The 17,393-nt window shown below is 64.5% G+C and carries 16 protein-coding genes; 10 read left to right on the top strand and 6 right to left on the bottom strand.

Translation table 11 applies throughout. From position 1 onward, the window contains the following. Positions 1-374 precede the first annotated feature (374 nt). Complete coding sequence (locus Q4E25_RS05695; RefSeq protein ID WP_005528147.1) at positions 375-623, top strand: WhiB family transcriptional regulator; 249 nt, start codon at positions 375-377, stop codon at positions 621-623. A 416-nt stretch (positions 624-1,039) separates the two neighbouring features. On the opposite strand, the gene Q4E25_RS05690 is transcribed toward Q4E25_RS05695, so the two are convergent. The 3 genes from Q4E25_RS05690 to Q4E25_RS05680 form a co-directional block, all read right to left on the bottom strand. Continuing rightward, positions 1,040-2,101 carry a hypothetical protein gene (locus tag Q4E25_RS05690; protein ID WP_303154981.1) on the bottom strand — a complete coding sequence of 354 codons (1,062 nt, stop codon included), beginning with the start codon at positions 2,099-2,101 and terminating at the stop codon, positions 1,040-1,042. 157 nt (positions 2,102-2,258) lie between these two features. Further along, positions 2,259-3,806: a hypothetical protein gene (locus tag Q4E25_RS05685; RefSeq protein ID WP_303154979.1), complete on the bottom strand. Its 1,548-nt coding sequence runs from the start codon at positions 3,804-3,806 to the stop codon at positions 2,259-2,261. Between the two features lie 205 nt (positions 3,807-4,011). Beyond that, entirely contained in the window at positions 4,012-4,482 is a 471-nt protein-coding gene (locus Q4E25_RS05680) for a metallopeptidase family protein (protein WP_303154977.1), read from the bottom strand. 94 nt (positions 4,483-4,576) lie between these two features. Here Q4E25_RS05680 and Q4E25_RS05675 point away from each other — a divergent pair, with 94 nt between their 5' ends. Continuing rightward, positions 4,577-5,071, top strand: a complete 495-nt coding sequence (locus Q4E25_RS05675) for a DUF3499 domain-containing protein (RefSeq protein WP_303154974.1) — start codon at positions 4,577-4,579, stop codon at positions 5,069-5,071. A gap of 94 nt (positions 5,072-5,165) precedes the next feature. Next, positions 5,166-6,533 (top strand): phosphomannomutase/phosphoglucomutase, encoded by a 1,368-nt coding sequence (locus Q4E25_RS05670; protein ID WP_303154972.1) that lies wholly within the window; start codon positions 5,166-5,168, stop codon positions 6,531-6,533. Positions 6,534-6,549: 16 nt separating this feature from the next. On the opposite strand, the gene Q4E25_RS05665 is transcribed toward Q4E25_RS05670, so the two are convergent. Then, positions 6,550-6,882, bottom strand: coding sequence for a DUF1707 domain-containing protein (locus tag Q4E25_RS05665; protein ID WP_303154970.1), 333 nt, complete (start codon positions 6,880-6,882; stop codon positions 6,550-6,552). 23 nt (positions 6,883-6,905) lie between these two features. Further along, positions 6,906-8,258 (bottom strand): FAD-dependent oxidoreductase, encoded by a 1,353-nt coding sequence (locus tag Q4E25_RS05660; protein ID WP_303154969.1) that lies wholly within the window; start codon positions 8,256-8,258, stop codon positions 6,906-6,908. A gap of 227 nt (positions 8,259-8,485) precedes the next feature. On the opposite strand from Q4E25_RS05660, the gene Q4E25_RS05655 reads away from it, so the two are divergent. Together Q4E25_RS05655 and manA are read left to right on the top strand one after the other, a co-directional pair. Beyond that, positions 8,486-9,523, top strand: a complete 1,038-nt coding sequence (locus tag Q4E25_RS05655) for an exopolyphosphatase (RefSeq protein ID WP_303154968.1) — start codon at positions 8,486-8,488, stop codon at positions 9,521-9,523. Between the two features lie 12 nt (positions 9,524-9,535). Continuing rightward, positions 9,536-10,789 carry a mannose-6-phosphate isomerase, class I gene (gene manA, locus Q4E25_RS05650; RefSeq protein WP_303154965.1) on the top strand — a complete coding sequence of 418 codons (1,254 nt, stop codon included), beginning with the start codon at positions 9,536-9,538 and terminating at the stop codon, positions 10,787-10,789. 24 nt (positions 10,790-10,813) lie between these two features. On the opposite strand, the gene Q4E25_RS05645 is transcribed toward manA, so the two are convergent. After that, positions 10,814-11,566, bottom strand: coding sequence for a hypothetical protein (locus Q4E25_RS05645; RefSeq protein WP_303154964.1), 753 nt, complete (start codon positions 11,564-11,566; stop codon positions 10,814-10,816). Positions 11,567-12,039: 473 nt separating this feature from the next. Here Q4E25_RS05645 and Q4E25_RS05640 point away from each other — a divergent pair, with 473 nt between their 5' ends. Genes Q4E25_RS05640 through lpqB form a run of 5 tightly spaced genes read left to right on the top strand, consistent with a single transcriptional unit; the run spans position 12,040 to position 17,377 of the window. Then, complete coding sequence (locus Q4E25_RS05640) at positions 12,040-12,393, top strand: DUF4259 domain-containing protein (RefSeq protein ID WP_303154963.1); 354 nt, start codon at positions 12,040-12,042, stop codon at positions 12,391-12,393. A gap of 55 nt (positions 12,394-12,448) precedes the next feature. Next, positions 12,449-13,069 (top strand): dTMP kinase, encoded by a 621-nt coding sequence (locus tag Q4E25_RS05635; protein WP_303154961.1) that lies wholly within the window; start codon positions 12,449-12,451, stop codon positions 13,067-13,069. 1 nt (position 13,070) lies between these two features. Continuing rightward, positions 13,071-13,766 carry an MtrAB system response regulator MtrA gene (gene mtrA / locus Q4E25_RS05630; protein ID WP_303154958.1) on the top strand — a complete coding sequence of 232 codons (696 nt, stop codon included), beginning with the start codon at positions 13,071-13,073 and terminating at the stop codon, positions 13,764-13,766. Between the two features lie 36 nt (positions 13,767-13,802). Next, on the top strand, positions 13,803-15,617 hold the full coding sequence (gene mtrB / locus Q4E25_RS05625) for an MtrAB system histidine kinase MtrB (RefSeq protein ID WP_303155019.1): 1,815 nt from the start codon (positions 13,803-13,805) through the stop codon (positions 15,615-15,617). After that, positions 15,614-17,377 carry an MtrAB system accessory lipoprotein LpqB gene (lpqB, locus tag Q4E25_RS05620; protein WP_303154956.1) on the top strand — a complete coding sequence of 588 codons (1,764 nt, stop codon included), beginning with the start codon at positions 15,614-15,616 and terminating at the stop codon, positions 17,375-17,377. Before mtrB ends, lpqB begins: the two co-directional genes overlap by 4 nt. Positions 17,378-17,393 lie beyond the last annotated feature (16 nt).

Genomic DNA, 17,393 nt, shown 5'->3' with positions numbered 1-17,393 from the left:
GTGTTTCTTGGAATTGTTCACAGGAAAACGGGGTACCCCTATATGTAGTACCCCCGGCCCATACCCCCAAGGGTGGGTCGATGTTACTGGTGTGACGGATGGGGATCGTGTGCTGCGCTTTTGCTGGGCGAGCTCAGAATTCACCGAATTCAGGTTGACGATATTTAGTGCTTCGGTGTGAAATAACAACTGTGTAATCAACGGCACGAGCTCGCTGGTATCCGTGAAAACCATTCCCGGATCTCTGGTGTAGAGTCGGCGCCACTGTTGTTGAAGAAACCATCGAAGAAATAAACCCAACCTCGGAGAAAGGATGAGGCGTGGATAAGCCATCGAACAATAGCGCCATTCTCCGTGGCGGTGCTGCTGCAGAGATGTCGCTCGACGAACTCTTCGGTGCCGTCGAGCAGGAATGGCAAGACCAGGCGCTGTGCGCGCAGACGGATCCGGAGGCTTTCTTCCCTGAGAAGGGTGGCTCCACCCGTGAAGCCAAGCGCATCTGCCAGGCGTGCGCGGTGCGCGATGAGTGCCTTGAGTACGCTCTTGAACATGACGAGCGCTTCGGCATCTGGGGCGGGCTCTCGGACCGTGAGCGTCGCCGCCTCAAGCGCGAGATTGGCTAGAGGTTCAGGCAGATAATTGCTGGCCTTGCGCTATTCCATCCCTTCCCTTCGTGAGCGGAATCTACCGCTGGCGGAGGGAATTTTTTTTCTTGCCCGTCCAGGCTTCAGATCCGGCTCGGGCTCTCGCTCCGAGCATTCCTTCTGAACACAGACTAAGTGTGCGGGCCTAAATCGAACGTTCCCGTTTTCAGCAGGTGTTCATTTACGCTGCCACCGATAGCAAAAAGAGGACCTTTCATATGAAAGGTCCTCGGCCGCGCTCCTTGATGTGAGGGTTCTAGGCTATCTGGGGGACAAGGCGTGGATTCTCACCAAACAAGGCCCGGGAAACTCGAAGATCCGGGCCACTATTTGGTGTGGCGCCACATGCGAGAGGGGAGCGCCGTTGGTTCCTCGTGCTGTGAACCTTCAGATCGTTAGCGCGAGAGAAGAGCGCGCAGCTGCGGCGGAAGCATCGAGATGATCGACGGTGCCACCGTGGCCAGCACGCCAAGCAGCGCGGTAACCACGACAATCGGAACCACAATGCCCGCGATATTCACGTCTTTGTTGCTGGATGCTCCGGGCTTCGGTGCTTCCGGCTTCGGCGCCTGCTCCGTGCTCTTGGGTGCTTCCGGCTTCGGGGCCTGCTCGGTGGACTTCGGCGCCTCGGACTTCGGTGCTTCCGGCCTCGGGGCCTGCTCCGTGGACTTCGGCGCCTCCGGCTTCGGGGCCTGCTCCGTGGACTTCGGCGCTTCCGGCATAGGTGCCTCGTTCATTTCCTCTCCGAAGGCCGGAACCTTCACCTGGGGATCGAGGATGGCCACGCACTTGACGTACTCTTTGCGCCACTGCTCGTAGTTATCAAACTTCAGCTTCGCCATGGCATACAGGGATGCGTGATTCTCGGCGCGCTCCTTGAGTCCCTCGTCCTTGAACTCCTGATAGTAACCGGTTGCGTTCTGCGCGAAGCGCTTGTGGAAGTCAATAACGTCGCTCACAGTGCCCGGACCCGTCTTTGCCGCAACACGAGGAATCTCACGATTGGGCAGGTAGTCGCTGAGCTCAGACGCTATGTAGCTGGAGGCGTTCGTTACCTTGATGGCGTCGACAGTCTCGCCGCGGGAAAGGGCGTCGTCACGCTTGATGTTGGTATTCACTTGGTTCTGGTGCTCGGCGGAAGTCTCGTGCTTGAGGAAGTGCACGAAGGTGGTGCTGGCCGGATCGGAATCGCCAAACGCGAGGCTGAGGGTGTCAAAGGAGAACTCGAAGTCTGGGTTCTGGGTGTCATATGCAATGGAGTAGGTAGGGAGGACCTCGCGCGCGTGGGCGACGAACTTGTCCTTCTCCTCCTTGGTGAACTTAGTGTCGCAGTAGGCGTGGCTGCGATCAAGGTGCCGCGGGCTTGCCGACTCGGCGGTAAGTGCCGCGGCGTTCGGTGCAGCTGCCACGCTCAGCGCGGTCGCTCCGGTGAGTACCAGGGAGGCGATCTTCTTCATGAAATGTCCTTATCGGATAGGTGAGATTGGATGGAAACCCCTTAGGAAAGGGGGAACGCGGTACAAATTTGCGGGGAAGCATGTTTCGCAATCGATTGCGAAGTTCGTTGTATGCCAATTTGTACCGCGCGCTCGGGGAGCATGCGCTTGGCGACGACTACCGCGGCAAGAAAGCACGCATCTGCGGCATGAGTATCGGGGCAAAGGCTGCGATGGCTGCAATCAGTGCGGTGATGATGCCCACCGGAATGCCGATGCCAAGAGCAGTCTTGCTGCTGCCGGAGTCATTCGGCTTCGGCTTCGGTGCCGGAGTAGCGGAGGTGCTGGTCTTCGGCTGCGGCTTCGGTGCCTTGGAGCTGGTGGTGACTACCGGCGGCTTGGGCTTGGGGGCTTGAGCAGAGGTGGTGACCTTGGGCTGCGGCTTGGGTGCCTTGGAGCTGGTTGTTGCTACCGGGGGCTTGGGGGCTTGAGAAGAGGTCGTGACCTTCGGCTTAGGCGCAGCGGAGGTGGTGACCTTCGGCTTGGGCTTGGGGGCTTGAGCAGAGGTGGTGACCTTGGGCTGCGGCTTGGGTGCCTTGGAGCTGGTTGTTGCTACCGGGGGCTTTGGCTTGGGTGCTTGAGAAGAGGTCGTGACCTTCGGCTGCGGCTTGGGGGCCTGGGCCGAAGTGGTGACCTTGGGCTGCGGCTTCGGCGCCTTGGAGCTGGTGGTGACTACCGGCGGCTTCGGCTTAGGCGCAGCGGAGGTGGTGACCTTCGGCTTGGGCTTGGGTGCCTTGGAGCTGGTGGTGACCACTGGCGGCTTCGGCATCGGGGGCTTCGGGGCCGGAGCCTGCGAGGAAGAGGTCTCCGGAGCGGAAGTCTCCGGAGCAGAGGACTCGGAGGTGGACGTATCCGGAGTGGAGCCCTCGGGGGTGGAAGCTTCTGGCATCTCGGGTGCCGGCGGAACTTCGGGCATGAGCGGTGCCTCGGGCTCGGTCTCCGGCTCGGTACCGGCGAGTGGCGGAATCTTCACAGCCGGATCGATGGCGGTGATGCAGGAGGCAAACTGTTCGCGCCACTGCTCGTAGTGGTCAAACTTCAGCTTGCCCATGGCGTAGATGCCGGCGCGGTCGACAGCGTCGGCAAGAATGTCCGGTTCAAACTGCTTGCTGTATTCCTCGGCGATGTGGACGTACAGCTTATTGAACTCGTAGACGTCCTCGAGCGTTCCAGGTGCAGTGCGCTTGGGCACCTCCGAAAGGCTCGGCTCAAAGACGTGATAGAAGTCGTCGATGTCCCAAACAATGTGTTGAACGGCGTTGGTGACCTTGACGTCATCGACGGTTTCACCGCGGTGGAGGGCATCGTCGCGGTGCAGGATGCGATTGACGCGATCTTGGATTTTTTGAGTGGTGTCGCCTTCCAGCGGGCGGCTGAAGCCGAGATCAGAAACCTCGTCGCGGCCAAAGAGGGACAGCGCGTTGATGTCGAAGGTCAGGCGATTGTCATCGCCGAATTTCGAGGTCGCGAAGTTGGGGTAGACAGTACGGGCATTGGCCTCGAACTCTGCGATTTCCTCGTCGCTGATGGCGACGTTGCAGCGGCTGGGCTTGCCGTTGTAGCCCGCATCGCCGAGTGGCTCGAGGTTAAGCGCAGAGGCCGTGGGAACCTGCGTCAGGCTCAGTGCTGTGATGCCGACGAGAACGGCGGAAGCGATTTTCTTCATGAGGTGGTCCTTGGGTGAGAAGTGTTCGGCGCTGGCACTGCGCCGAGGGGGACACTGTTGTTAGCCAAAGGAAAACTAACGACAACACAAAGTAAACACTAAGAAAATGCTGAGAAAAAATCCCCTGGTGAGAATGGGTTTCAGGAGCGTTAGTGATCGTTAAAGTGGGATTGTGTGGGAATGCTTGGGATACCCACAGGGGGGTTTACCAGCTAAAGCGGGGATCTACGTCTTCCGGTTCGAGGTTCAAATAATTGGCTGCAAGTGCGGTAATGACGGTTCCGAGCAACTCTTCGCGTTCAGCCGGGGTGGTGGCTCGAGCCTCGATCGGCATCCGGAAAATGACCATTCGGGCACGAGTCGGACGACCCTGAGAATCAACGCCCGCGGGCACAATGCGGCCCAGGGGGACGGGGCCGTCGGCGATGATGTCATCGGGCATGATGGTCATATCGGCGGACAAACGCATCCGCGGAATGGTGTCCACCGCGAGGTCGAGGCCCGCGAGTTGCTCGGCAAAGGCGTTCTGTACCGGGGCGTAGGCCTCCAGCACGGCCATGTCGAAGCGCTCGGCCTTGGAGCGGTAGCGCGGCGTGGCCTGAGGTAGCAGCGGCCCGCGCGCCCCGCGGCCGTGGCGGTCGCGGGCGGTGCGCATGTGGGGTCGCGGCATACTCATGGGCCACATTCTAGGCTGCACGCGGGCCCGTTTATGGTGGCCACGCCGGGCTGCGGACTACGCAAATCTAAAGTTTGGGTTTAGACTTAGGCGCGTGAATTCCTCTCGTCGTTGTTCTCGCCCAGGCTGCGGCCGCCCGGCCGTGGCAACGTTGACCTACGCCTACTCGCAGCAAACCGCAGTGGTGGGCCCGCTTGCGGAGGACACCAACCCGCACGCGTGGGATCTCTGCGAAAAGCACAGTGCCCGCATCACCGCCCCGCAAGGCTGGGAGATGGTGCGCGTGGACCGCATCGAGCTCGATGAGGATGACGATCTCACCGCGCTGGCCGAGGCCGTGCGCGAGGCCGGACGGGTGACCACCGGGCTGGTCGACGATACCCACGCCGGCTCCGGGGCTGATCCCATCGATTACTCCGCTAACTTCGACGGCGCCGATCCGCTTAACTCTAACCATCCAGTCTTCCGCACCCGGCGGGTTAGCGACGCCCGCCAGCGCCGCCGCGCGCACCTCAGCGTGGTGCCGGACGTTGAGCTGGATGCTGAGTCGCACGTCGAGACGGGGGCGGAGGGCAAGCAGGGGGAGTAAGAGCGCTCCCACGCACGCAGAGGGGCTCCACGTGAGGCAGCCGACACGCCTGCTACGCCGGTTGGGGCAGGCGTAGGGGGTAAGATTGCGGGTTATGCGAACTCGTGAACAGCTTGATGCAGTGATTAAGGCTTATGACGTCCGTGGCGTTGTGGGCGAAGACATCGATGAGGCCTTCGTGCGCGATACCGGTGCGGCGTTTGCCGCGATCCTGCGTGGCGAGGGGGAGACCACGGTGGCGGTTGGGCATGATATGCGCCCGTCCTCGCCGGCGCTGGCCAGCGCTTTTGCACAGGGTGCTGCCTCGCAGGGCATCAATGTGGTCATGCTCAATCTGACTTCGACGGATGAGCTGTACTTTGCGGCTGGTTCGATGGGGTGTGCGGGCGCGATGTTTACTGCCTCGCATAATCCGGCGAAGTACAACGGCATCAAGATGTGCCGGGCGGGCGCGGTGCCGGTGGGCCAGGAGACTGGTTTGGAGGCCATCAAGGACATGCTCGTTGAGGGCGTGCCGGCGTATGAGGGTGAGCCGGGGGCTGTCAGTGAGAAGGAGGTGCTGCCGGACTACGCGGCCTTCCTGCGTGGTCTGGTGCCGCTGGAGGATTCCCGCCCGCTGGTGGTGGCTGTGGATGCGGCCAATGGCATGGGTGGGCACACGGTGCCTGAGGTGTTTAAGGGTCTGCCTTGTGATGTGCGGGATTTGTACTTTGAGCTGGATGGCACGTTCCCCAACCACGAGGCTAATCCGTTGGATCCGAAGAACCTGGTGGATTTGCAGAAGTTCACTGTGGAGCAAAAGGCCGATATTGGCTTGGCTTTTGATGGTGATGCGGATCGCTGTTTTGTGGTGGATGAGAAGGGGCAGCCGGTTTCGCCTTCGGCGATTTGCGCCCTGGTGGCGGAGCGTTACCTGAAGAAGTTCCCGGGGGCGACGATCATTCACAATCTGATTACGTCGAAGACGGTGCCGGAGATCATCGCGGAGAACGGTGGTAAGGCTGTGCGCACGCGTGTGGGCCACTCGTTTATCAAGGCACAGATGGCCAAGGAGAAGGCTGTGTTTGGTGGTGAGCACTCGGCGCACTACTACTTCCAGGAGTTCTGGAATGCGGATTCGGGCATGCTGGCGGCGATGCACGTGTTGGCGGCGCTGGGTGAGTCCGATAAGCCGCTGAGCGAGCTGATGGCGCAGTATTCGCGTTATGAGGCTTCCGGTGAGATCAACTCTACGGTGGAGGATCAGGCGGCCTCGACCCAGCGGGTGCTGGACGCGCTGGCGGAGAAGATTGAGTCCGTGGATGAGCTCGATGGTGTCACGGTTGAGTTGAAGGGCACTGAGGCCTGGTTCAACGTGCGCGCATCCAACACCGAGCCGCTGCTGCGCCTCAACGTGGAGGCCAAGACCACCGAGGAAGTCCAGCAGATCGCCGACGAGGTCCTGGCCATCATTCGGGCCTAAACCCCTGGGCCGGTCCCTAGGACTTCGTCTTCACCTCAACGCCCCCGAAGGCGGCGATGCCCACCACCCGCACCAGCGGCGTGTGTGGATCGCCGGCGGAGCTGGCGGGGGTGGTTTCATCGCGTGGCGCGGGCAGATCCGCGGTCAGTGCCGCCAGCTCGGCGCGGGTGCGCGCGTTGTAGGCCTGGCCGGTGCGCTCGTCAAACTCCTCCATGGTGAGGCGGCCTTCGGAGAGGGCGTCGGAAAGAATGCGCGCCACGGTGGTGCGTTCCTTCGCGGAGGCGCGCACCTGCGGTGGGCGAGGGGAATCACCGGGCATAGGGCTATCGGGGGAAGGGGTGGCGTTCATGCCACCGCCTTAGGGCGCACGGATTAGCCGCGCGAGTGGAAAACCATGTCCTCCCACTCGACGTACTTCTTGCGCTCGCGGCCTTCGGCCTCACCCAGGGCGCGCTCGGCGGCGTCCAGCTTCTTCCAGCCCTCCCAGGTCAGGTACTCGATGCCCTTGGATTCCAGCAGGGAGGTGATGTCCTCCTCGGCGGAGTGGGAGAGGTTGCCTGCGGCGGCGTCGGCAAGCAGCATGCCGATGGTCTCGGTGGCGTCGGACTTGGTGTTGCCGATGAGCCCCACCGGGCCGCGCTTGATCCAGCCGGTGGCGTAGAGACCGGGCACGATCTCGCCCTGCTTGTCGACGACATGCCCGCCGTCATTGTTGATCACGTGCTTATCCTCGTTGAAGGGCACGCCCTCGATGGCATCGGAGCGGTAGCCCACCGCGAGGTAGACCGCCTGCACCGGCCACTCGGTGAACTTACCAGTTCCGGAGACAGTGCCATCGCCGTTGAGCGCGGTGCGCTCGGTCTTCACGGCGGTCACCTTCCCGTTTTCACCGATGAACTCCACCGGCTGCTCGAAGAGGTGAATCTGCAGGGTGTGCGGTGCGTCCTTGGGCTCGCGGATGGCGTAGCCCTCGAGGGTCTGGCACACCAGGTCGCAGGACTTGGCCTCCTCGCGGGCCTTGAGAGAGGCTTCGTCGTAGTCGATGTCCTCCGGATCCACCACCACGTTGATGGTCGGGGAGTGGTCCAGCTCCTTGAGCTCCAGCGGGGTGAACTTGGCCTGGGCGGGGCCGCGGCGGCCGAAGACGCGCACGGTGTGGGCCTTGTTCTTGGACAGGGACTCATAGACGTTATCCGGGATCTCGGTGGCTTCCTTGAGCTCGTCCGCGGTCTTGGCCAGGATACGGGAGACGTCGAGGGCGACGTTGCCCACGCCAATCACCGCGACCTCCTCCGCGGAGAGATCCCAGTCGCGCTTGAAACGCGGGTTGCCGTCGTAGAAGCCCACGAACTCGCCGGCGCCGTGCACGCCCTCGAGATCGGAGCCCGGGATGGTCATGCCGCGATCCCCCACCGCGCCGGTGGCGAAGACCACGGCGTCGTAGTGCTCCTGCAGTTCAGCCAGGGTGATGTCGCGGCCGATGGTGACGTTGGTGAGCAGGCGGATCTGCTCGGTCTCCAGTACGCGGTGCAGGGAGTTCACGATGCCCTTGATGCGCGGGTGATCCGGGGCAACGCCGTAGCGGATGAGACCGAAGGGGGCAGGCATCTGCTCAATGAGATCGATCTGAACGTTGCCGCCGGTCTTCTTCACCAGGATGTCGGACGCGTAAATGCCGGCGGGGCCGGCACCGATGACGGCTACTTTCAGTGGCTGTTGAGTCATGATGGCCTTTCGATGTCTGTGAAACGGGTACGCAGTAGTGCAGTAGTACTAGGTGCGGGACACATGCTACGCCCGCGGTGTATTCATACTCGGTTCATCATCCCACAAAGGCAGCCCTTATTGCATATCTGCTCGTGGCCCAAAATGCCGGTTTGACTGCTCTTTTGGTCCCGCGGGGCGGGGTAGTGGCCCCGCGGGTGCCCGGGTGCGGGGCTATGCTGGGCGCCATGAGTGACAGCTACTTTGACGGTTCTTCCTATGCGCCAGAGACGGTGCGCTACTTCGACGTAGCCCACGAAGGCGCGCAGGTCAGGCTGATGGCCTCGGCGGTGGAAGACCTCGCCGAGCTGCTGGGCGGCTCGCGCCCGCGCAGCCTGGTGATTCTGCCCACGGATCACATCGCCCGGGCCACCGCGCACTTCGCCGCCGGGTTGGCGGAGCCGGCCCAGGTGCCCATCGTGGTGGCGGAATCTCTGCCGCAGTTCTGCGGGGCGCTTGACGTCGTTGTGGTCATTGGCGAGAGCGGGGAAGCGGAATGGGCCTCCCGGGCTCTGATCACCGCCGCCGCGCGGGGCGCGAGCACCGTGCTTGTGGGGCCGACTCGCGGCCCGCTGGTGGAGGACGCCCCAGAGGAGACCTGGCAGGCACCTACGTTGCCGACGGCCGAGGGGTCCTCCCCGGCCCGCTACATCACCGCACTGCACGCTATCTACTCCGTGCTCACCGAGGATCCCGTCCTGGTGACCCGCCGCCTGGAGGAGGTGGCTGAGGCCGTCGACCGCGAGCTTGCCCTGCTCACCCCGGAGCATGACGCCACCACCAACCCTGGGCGCGTGCTACGCGAGTTCGTCGAGGGGGCCTTTGTGGTGCACAGCTGCGGGGTGGACCGGTACCTCTACTCGGAGCAGCGCGCCCGCGTGGACATGGGGGCTCTCGTTGCGCGCATGGCCGCGGCGGTGTGGACGGTTCACGGCCTCGGCGGCACCGTCGTCGATGCCCAGGAGCTGCCCGGAGTGCTGGAGCGGCACCGTGAGTCCGCCCCGGCCGCCGAGCGGGACATCTTCTTTGACCCCCAGATTGACGGCGACGGCGCCCAGGGGCCTTTGGTACCCTTGAAAATTGTTTTATGGGGCCAGGAAGAGGCGAACCTGCCCCACGCGCTCGCTGTGTCGAGTGCCGACACCGAGCCCGCACTGGGTGATCTCGCCCGTGCGCTCCAGTTGATCACGCGGAGTTATGCCGCGACCGCCTACGACACACAGTAAAGGTTTCTTGACATGCAGCTGCTGAACAGCGCAATCCGGAAGTACTCCTGGGGTTCGCGAACCATCATCCCGAACCTGATGAATCAGCCGGCCACCGACAGCCCCATCGCGGAGCTGTGGTACGGCGCGCATCCGGCGGATCCCTCCACTGTTGAGGGCCAGCACCTCGATGAGCGCATCGCCGCTGATGCGCAGGGGCAGTTGGGCCAGAGGGTCGTCGATAAGTATGGCCAGCGCCTGCCCTTCCTGCTCAAGCTCCTCGCTGCCGAGGAGCCGCTCTCCCTCCAGGCGCACCCCTCCAAGGCGCAGGCGGAGGAGGGCTTTGCCCGGGAGAACGAGGCCGGCGTGGAACTGACCGCGAACAACCGCAACTACAAGGACGATAATCACAAGCCTGAGCTCATCGTCGCCCTGTCCGAGTTCTACGCCATGGCGGGCTTCCGCCCCCTGGAGCAGACCCTGCGCCTGTTCCAGGCCCTGCAGTGCCCGGAGCTGGACCACTACCTGAGCATGCTGGCTGAGGATCCCGCGGCGGAGAGCGATAACCTGCGCGCTTTGTTTACCACCTGGATCACCATCCCCGCCGCCAAGCGCAAGGAACTCATCAGCGCCGTTGTGGCCGCCGGGCAGCGCCTGGTGGATAACCAGGGGGAGCTGGCGGCTGACGACGCCTGGATGGCCACCGTCATGGCCACGGTTCTGCAGCTCAACGAGCAGTACCCCGGCGATATCGGCGTGCTGGGCGCGCTGCTGCTCAACCACGTGGTTCTGCAGCCGGGCGAGGCGGTCTACCTCGACGCCAGCGAGCTGCACGCCTACGTGCGCGGCCTGGGCGTGGAGATCATGGCCAACTCCGATAACGTGCTGCGCGGCGGGCTGACCCCGAAGTTCGTGGACGTGCCCGAGCTGGTCAAGGTGCTCACCTACGAGCCGATTGCGAACCCGCGCGTAGAGCAGGTGAACAAGGACTCCGCCCCGCAGGTCCACGGCGCACGCCAGTGGTCCTACCCGGTGCCCATCGACGAGTTCGCCCTCGACCGCGTAGAACTCGGGGGTGCTGCGGGCGCGGAGCAGTCCGTGGACATCGACTTCGACGGCCCCGCTATCGTGCTGTGCACCGCCGGCAACGCCGAGCTGCGCAACAGCGCCGACGAGCACGTGGAGCTCAGCGCCGGGCAGGCAGTCTGGCTGCCAGCAAACGATCCCGCCGCTACCGCCGTGGCTGCAGAGGGGGCACGCGCGCAGCTCTTCCTGGCGCGCGTCTAACGAGTCCCGCGGGCTGACCCAGTGTTAGTCCAGCGGGGTGGGTTCCGTCGCGGCGGACTCCATGACCGTGGGCTCGTCCGTGTTTGGGGTGAGTGTGACTTCGCTGCCGGCGGCGGTGCCGCTGCTGGGGGAAGGTTCCTCCGTGGGCGATCCAGTGGGCTGCTCAGTGGAGGGCACGGGGGTCTCGGGTGAATCCGGGGTCGAGGTCTGCGTCTGCGGAGTATTCGGCGGGGTCTGCTCGTGGGTGGGCTCGTTATCCTCACGGTCCGGGCGCTCCGGGCGCGAGTGGGAGGAGGAGTCCTGGTCCATGCCGCCCTCGTTGGGCAGGACAGGGACGTTCTCCGTGCTCGGTGCCGACTGCTCAGCAACGGCGCTCGAAGGCGCGGCGTTCACGCTGCCCTGGGGGGAAGCCGCGGTGCCATTGCCCTGCGTCCAGGCAGAGACATTATCGGGCCGGTAGACCGCCGTGGGCCCGGCCGCCTGCGTGCGGTTGAGCACGGCATTGGGCGCGAGATAGGGGTCATTGGTGGCCACCGGCGCGGCCTGCTCTTCGTTTTGCGGCTCGGGTGCTGCGGAGGTGGTGCTGTACTCATTCGACGGCGCGGAGCTCTGGGTAGCGGTGGAGGAAGACTGCACCACCGGCTCGACGTGGCCTGCGACCACGGAGCTCGGCGCACTGACCCGCCAGACGGCCACGCCCACCGCAAGTGCGGTGACCAAGCCCAAGGCGATGAAGACGACGACGCGGCGCGAGTCATTGTCTGCGTTGCGGTCCATCCTGCCTCCTTTCGCGGCTTGTCTGTGTGGCTGGATCCGGTTGTGCGACTAGTCCTGCCGGGGTGGACTTTCTGTGGATGCCCCGGGGCCGGCGAATTGGAGGTGCCAGCCCGCCGGGGTACAGCCGTACAGAAAGCGCGGAAGCAGAATTCTATAACGAGATGATAACGACAATAACACGAACCCGCTGAGCTGGAAAGGGCTGGCGGCAGCTATCCGCACAAAGACTCCTCGAAGCGCTCACAGAAGCGCCCACAAAGCGCCTGGGCAATCACGGGCGAGAGCCCCGTTTGGTAGAACAATGAGTGGTACAACAGTGGTATGAGCGCGGTGCGACACCGGGATGCTCGCCGCGGCCGGCCAGGCCGCCACATCCAAGACTCCACAGTCGCACGTGTGGTGTACATTATTGCCCGATTTGCCCCAGACGCCCGCAGGGGCGTCGCCAGTGCCTTAAACAAAGGAGACATGCAGTGAGCACATGGGATGAACACATCTTCACTGATGAGGACAATGTGGATTTCCTCGACGAGCTGGCCAACCTTGACGATGATGACATCGTCGAAGCCATCGCCGACGCCTGCGCGCTAGCCACCGCCGGCGACGGCGTATCCACCGAGGAGGAGCGCAACGCCTTGGCCGCCGCCACCATCGCCGCCATCTGGGCCGGCGCCCCGTTCAGTGCGGGTGAGGTGGTGGCCTCCTACCCGTTCATCCGCGATCTGACCGGCAGCGGCAGCGAGGCCCTGACGGAGAACGCGCTGGAGCTGCTCGAGGCCGTAGAAGAGGACTATGACCTGGAGCCCTTCATCGAGGCTCTGTCCTAAGCCGTGGTCTGCATCCGTCCGCATTTGAGCATTCTGAAAGTTTTGTGACACATCCATGCTGGTAAGTATCGAAGGAATCGACGGCGCGGGGAAGAACACCCTGGTAGGCAGGCTGCGCCAGGAGCTGGACATCGAGGTCGATGTCCTGGCCTTCCCACGCTATGAGACCTCCATCCATGCGCAGCTCGCCCGCGAGGCGCTCTACGGGCGCATGGGGGACCTCACCGATTCCATCTACGCCATGGCCACCCTCTTTGCGCTCGACCGCCACGGTGCCAAGGAACAGCTCGCGTCTGCGGCCACGGATACCGGGCGGCTTTTGCTGCTGGATCGCTACGTCGCCTCCAACGCCGCCTACTCGGCCGCCCGCGCCCAGGATGAGGCGGTGGTGGACTGGGTCTACGCGCTCGAGTACGAGCGCCTCGGCCTGCCGGTGCCGGATCTGCAGATCTATCTCGACACCGCCGTGAACGTGGCCGCCGAGCGCGCCGCCTCCCGGGCGGAGGCGGATGCCGCCCGCGCCCGCGACCGTTACGAACAAGACGGCGGATTGCAGGCCCGCACCGCCGCGGCCTACCGGGAGCTGGCCCGGCGGCAATGGGCCGGGCGGTGGATCGCCACCACGGATGTCGATATGATTATTCAATCTGTCAAGGATCTCGTAGGGGAGAAGTAGCGTGGCACCAAAAATCTTGGTCGTAGATGATGACCCGGCAATCGCCGAGATGCTCACCATCGTGTTGGAGGCGGAGGGCCTAGAGCCCATCGCCGTCAACGATGGCAACGAGGCGGTGCCCGCCTTCCGCCAGCACGATCCGGATCTGATCCTGCTCGACCTCATGCTCCCCGGCATGAACGGCGTGGACATCTGCCGTGCCATCCGCACCGAGTCCGCCGTGCCGATTGTCATGCTCACCGCCAAGACGGACACCGTGGACGTGGTGCTCGGCCTGGAATCCGGAGCCGATGACTACATCACCAAGCCCTTCAAGCCTAAGGAGCTCATCGCCCGCATTCGTGCGCGCCTGCGCCGCTCCGAAGCAGAGGCCAGCGAGATGATTGAGGTGGGCGATCTGCTGATCGACGTCCCCGAGCACACCGTCACTCGCAAGGGCGGCGAGGAGATCTCGCTGACTCCTCTCGAGTTCGATCTGCTGCTGGAGCTGGCCCGCAAGCCCGGCCAGGTGCACACCCGCGAGGCGCTACTGGAGTCCGTGTGGGGCTACCGCCACGCTTCCGATACCCGCCTGGTCAACGTGCACGTGCAGCGCCTGCGCGCCAAGATCGAACACGATCCGGAAGATCCGCACATCGTCCTCACCGTGCGCGGTGTGGGCTACAAGACCGGCAAAGTCGACACCGCCGGCGAATAGCAGAGGGCAGCTGTCATTACTGAGTGGATAAGGCGAATCCGAGAGGGCATCGTCGAGCGTTGGCGTACCTCCCTCCAGACTCGAGTAATCGGCATGATGTTGGTGGCTTCGGCCGTCGTCATGCTGATTCTGGCCTACGCGCTGGTCTCCGTGCTGACGCAGCGGCTGGTGAGCCAGAAGGAGGACGCCGCGCTGCAGGAGCTTGAGCGCGCCCGCGTGGCGGTTGAGCAGCAGATCAACGCCACCGGCACGGCCAACTCCACGCAGGTGAGAATAAACGCCGCCCGTGCCTCCTTGGGCCAGCTCTCCGCGCAGCAGACCGACGCCCAAACTGTCTACGAGCCGGTTATCGTGGTGGACAACGAGGACGGCACGGCCACCACCTCGCCCGAGGGCTATCGTATCCCGCCGGAGATGCGCGAGTTGGTGTCCAAGCAGCAGATTGTCCAGCAGTACGCGCACGTCGAGCAGCAAAGCGGCAAGACCTACAATGCGCTCATGGTGGGCACCCCCATCGAGTCCGACATCCCGAACACCCAGGTGTACCTGGTGCTGTCCATGGAGTCGGAGGAATCCACCATGGCGCTCATGCGCGGCCTGCTCTCCGCGGCCGGCGTGGTGGTCGTGGTGCTCCTGGTGGGCATCGCCTGGCTGGCTACCCAGCAGGTCATCGCGCCCATTCGATCCGCCTCGCGCATTGCGCAGCGCCTGGCCGCCGGCCACCTACGCGAGCGCATGGTGGTCAACACCGATGACGAGATGGGCCGCCTGGCCGCCTCCTTCAACGACATGGCAGACAAGCTCTCCAAGCAGATTACGCAGCTGGAGGAGTACGGCAACCTGCAGCGCCAGTTCACCTCGGACGTCTCCCATGAGCTGCGCACCCCGTTGACCACGGTGCGCATGGCCGCGGATCTCATCGCTGCGGATTCCGATGACTTTGCCCCGCACACCAAGCGCTCCACCGAGCTGATGATCCGCGAGCTTGACCGCTTCGAGGAACTGCTGGCGGATCTGTTGGAGATCTCCCGCCACGACGCCGGTGTGGCCGACCTCTCCGCGGCTTCCATCGATCTGCGCTCCTGCGTGGATTCGGCGATGTCCCAGGTCGCGCGCCTGGCCGAGGAGCTCGACGTCGAGGTGCGCCTCGAGCTGCCGGAGGAGCCGGTGACCGTGGAGGCGGATTCCCGCCGCGTCGAGCGCGTGCTGCGCAACCTGCTGGCCAACGCCATCGATCACTCTGAGGGCAACCCGGTGACGGTGACCATGCGCAGCAACGACTCCGCGGTGGGCATCACCGTGACGGATCAGGGCGTGGGGCTCAAGGCCGGCCAGGAGGAGCTGGTGTTCAACCGCTTCTGGCGCGCTGATGCCTCCCGCAAGCGCCACTCCGGTGGTACCGGTTTGGGCCTGGCTATTGCCCGCGAGGACGCCGCACTGCACGGCGGCAGCCTCGATGCCATCGGCTACCCGGGCGTGGGCAGCTGCTTCCGCCTCATCCTGCCGCGCGTGCCCAACGGCGACATCACCGAGGAGCCCATCGAGCTGACGGTCCCCGGCGCCCCCACGGAGCAAGACGAGGCCCCGGCCGCGCACACGCTGAGCACCCAGTTCGCGGTGGGCGCTGCGGTGGAGGAGCCGCCTGCCGACGCCGGCATCATCTGGCCCTCCGAGCGCGTGGCGCGCGAGCTCCCCGCACCGGAGGAGGCCTCCGCTGCGCACACGGAGTCACACTCAGAGTCACACTCGGAGTCCCACTCGAACCCAGCTGCTGACCCGGCCGCGGATGCCCCCAGCCCCCAGTGGCAGCATGGTGACACCAAGGACTTTGAAGAGGAGGCCCAGCGATGACCTGCTCGCCTCAGCAACAGCATGCCCCGGCCCCGGCCCCGCCCGCCCGTACGCACGCGCTGCGCCGCGTCCTCGTCGTGGTTTCCGCCAGCGCCCTGGCCACCGTGGCCGGTTGCTCCACCCTGCCGCGCGATACCAGCCCGCAGGTGGTGGCCACCTTCGAGCCGCACGAGCACGTTGACGACGCCGTCGTGGAACCCCGCCAGGACAGCGCCCCCGATCTGCTCCTGCGCGATTTCTACTCCGCCGCGGCCATTCCCTCGGCCGATTACGCGGCGGCGCGCACCTTCCTTTCCCCGGACATCGCCAATTCCTGGGATCCCACCGACAAGGTCTTGGTGGTGGACTCCATCGACCTGGTGACCTCCAGCAAGGACGACGAGACCCTGGAGTACTCGGTGCGCGGCAACATCATCGGCCAGCTGGCCAAAGGCGGGGCCTACACCCCGGATAACTCGCGCTTGGAGGCCACCATCAGGCTGCGACAGTTCGACGGCCAGTGGCGCATCGTGGATCTGCCCAACGGCGCGGTCATCGAGCGCACAGAGCTGCGCAACCGCTACCGCCCGCAGCCGCTGTACTTCTTCGATTCCACCCAGCGTGCCCTGGTCAGCGACCGGCGCTGGCTGTACTCCGGGAAGAACGAGATGGCCGAGGAGCTGGTCACGCTCCTCACCCAGGGCCCCTCGGAGGTCATCCGCCCCGCGGCGACCTCGCTGCTTCCCGACGCCGCCACCTTCCTCGGCCGCAACAACGGCGTCTACGAGTTCACTGGGCTGGCCGGCATGTCCCAGGACGAGCGCCTGAAGTTCGCCGCCCAGCTGGTGTGGACCCTCAACAACGCGGAGATGGATTCCACCGTGCGCGCCACCGCGGATGGCGGCCCGCTGGTCGATGGCATGGAGGAGATGACCATCGATGACTTCGGCGAGTTCAACCCCGAGAAGTCCAGCCGCAGCGTCTCCCAGCTTTATGCGCTCAACGACGGTGCCATCTGGAAGATCGCAGCCAACGGCAACGAGGCGCTCGGTGGGGACGCCGGCCACGCGCAGGACATCCAGTCCGCGGACATCTCCGGCGATGACGCCGTAGCCATCGTGCGCAAGCGCTCCGAGGAGGAATCGCAGCTCTACGTTGGCGAACTCGGCCGGGGCTTGCGCGAATCCGTCAAGGGCAAGACGCTGGCGCGTCCCACCTTCGAGCTCGGTGGGCAGGCCGCGTGGACCGTGGTGGACGGACACCGCGTGGTACGCGTGACGCGCTCGACGGCCACCGGGGAGCTAGCCAGCGCGGAGGTGGATACCTCGGCCCTGGACAAGGTGCGCGGGGAAATTTCCGTCATTCGCCTCTCGCGCACCGGCGCGCGCCTGGCGATGATCATCGACGGCGACGTCTACATTGGCGTCGTCAGCCGCGCGAGCTCCGGTGATAAGCGCATCGTCAACGTGCACCGCGTGGGCCCCGAGCTCACCGGCTCCGCGCTCTCGCTGGACTGGCAGGATGACGGCTCGCTTCTGGTGGGTACTTCAGCCTCGAAGTCCCCGGTGTGGCGCATCGAACAGGACGGCTCTTCCGCTACCACCTTGCCGGCGGGCAACATCACCGCGCCGGTGGTGGCGGTGGCGGCCTCGCCCTCCACGCTGTATGTCACCGACGCCCACGCCATCCTGCAGCTTCCCGCCCAGGGTGAGGAGAACTACTACTGGCGTGAGGTCGACGGCCTGCAGGGCCAGCGCTCGGCGCCCATCGTGGCGCACTAGTAGCGAGGTGCACTAG

It is taken from the genome of Corynebacterium sp. (assembly GCF_030532325.1).
Lineage (GTDB): Bacteria > Actinomycetota > Actinomycetes > Mycobacteriales > Mycobacteriaceae > Corynebacterium.
Note: the sequence above shows the minus strand (reverse complement) of the source record. Positions and strands in the feature narration are given on the sequence as shown.

What these genes read in the sequence shown, in the direction of transcription:
- Q4E25_RS05695 (WP_005528147.1), top strand. Translation starts at nt 375, where the DNA reads ATGTCGCTCGACGAACTCTTCGGTGCCGTCGAGCAGGAATGGCAAGAC.
- Q4E25_RS05690 (WP_303154981.1), bottom strand. Translation starts at nt 2,101, where the DNA reads ATGAAGAAGATCGCCTCCCTGGTACTCACCGGAGCGACCGCGCTGAGC.
- Q4E25_RS05685 (WP_303154979.1), bottom strand. Translation starts at nt 3,806, where the DNA reads ATGAAGAAAATCGCTTCCGCCGTTCTCGTCGGCATCACAGCACTGAGC.
- Q4E25_RS05680 (WP_303154977.1), bottom strand. Translation starts at nt 4,482, where the DNA reads ATGAGTATGCCGCGACCCCACATGCGCACCGCCCGCGACCGCCACGGC.
- Q4E25_RS05670 (WP_303154972.1), top strand. Translation starts at nt 5,166, where the DNA reads ATGCGAACTCGTGAACAGCTTGATGCAGTGATTAAGGCTTATGACGTC.
- Q4E25_RS05665 (WP_303154970.1), bottom strand. Translation starts at nt 6,882, where the DNA reads ATGAACGCCACCCCTTCCCCCGATAGCCCTATGCCCGGTGATTCCCCT.
- Q4E25_RS05660 (WP_303154969.1), bottom strand. Translation starts at nt 8,258, where the DNA reads ATGACTCAACAGCCACTGAAAGTAGCCGTCATCGGTGCCGGCCCCGCC.
- Q4E25_RS05655 (WP_303154968.1), top strand. Translation starts at nt 8,486, where the DNA reads ATGAGTGACAGCTACTTTGACGGTTCTTCCTATGCGCCAGAGACGGTG.
- manA (WP_303154965.1), top strand. Translation starts at nt 9,536, where the DNA reads ATGCAGCTGCTGAACAGCGCAATCCGGAAGTACTCCTGGGGTTCGCGA.
- Q4E25_RS05645 (WP_303154964.1), bottom strand. Translation starts at nt 11,566, where the DNA reads ATGGACCGCAACGCAGACAATGACTCGCGCCGCGTCGTCGTCTTCATC.
- Q4E25_RS05635 (WP_303154961.1), top strand. Translation starts at nt 12,449, where the DNA reads ATGCTGGTAAGTATCGAAGGAATCGACGGCGCGGGGAAGAACACCCTG.
- lpqB (WP_303154956.1), top strand. Translation starts at nt 15,614, where the DNA reads ATGACCTGCTCGCCTCAGCAACAGCATGCCCCGGCCCCGGCCCCGCCC.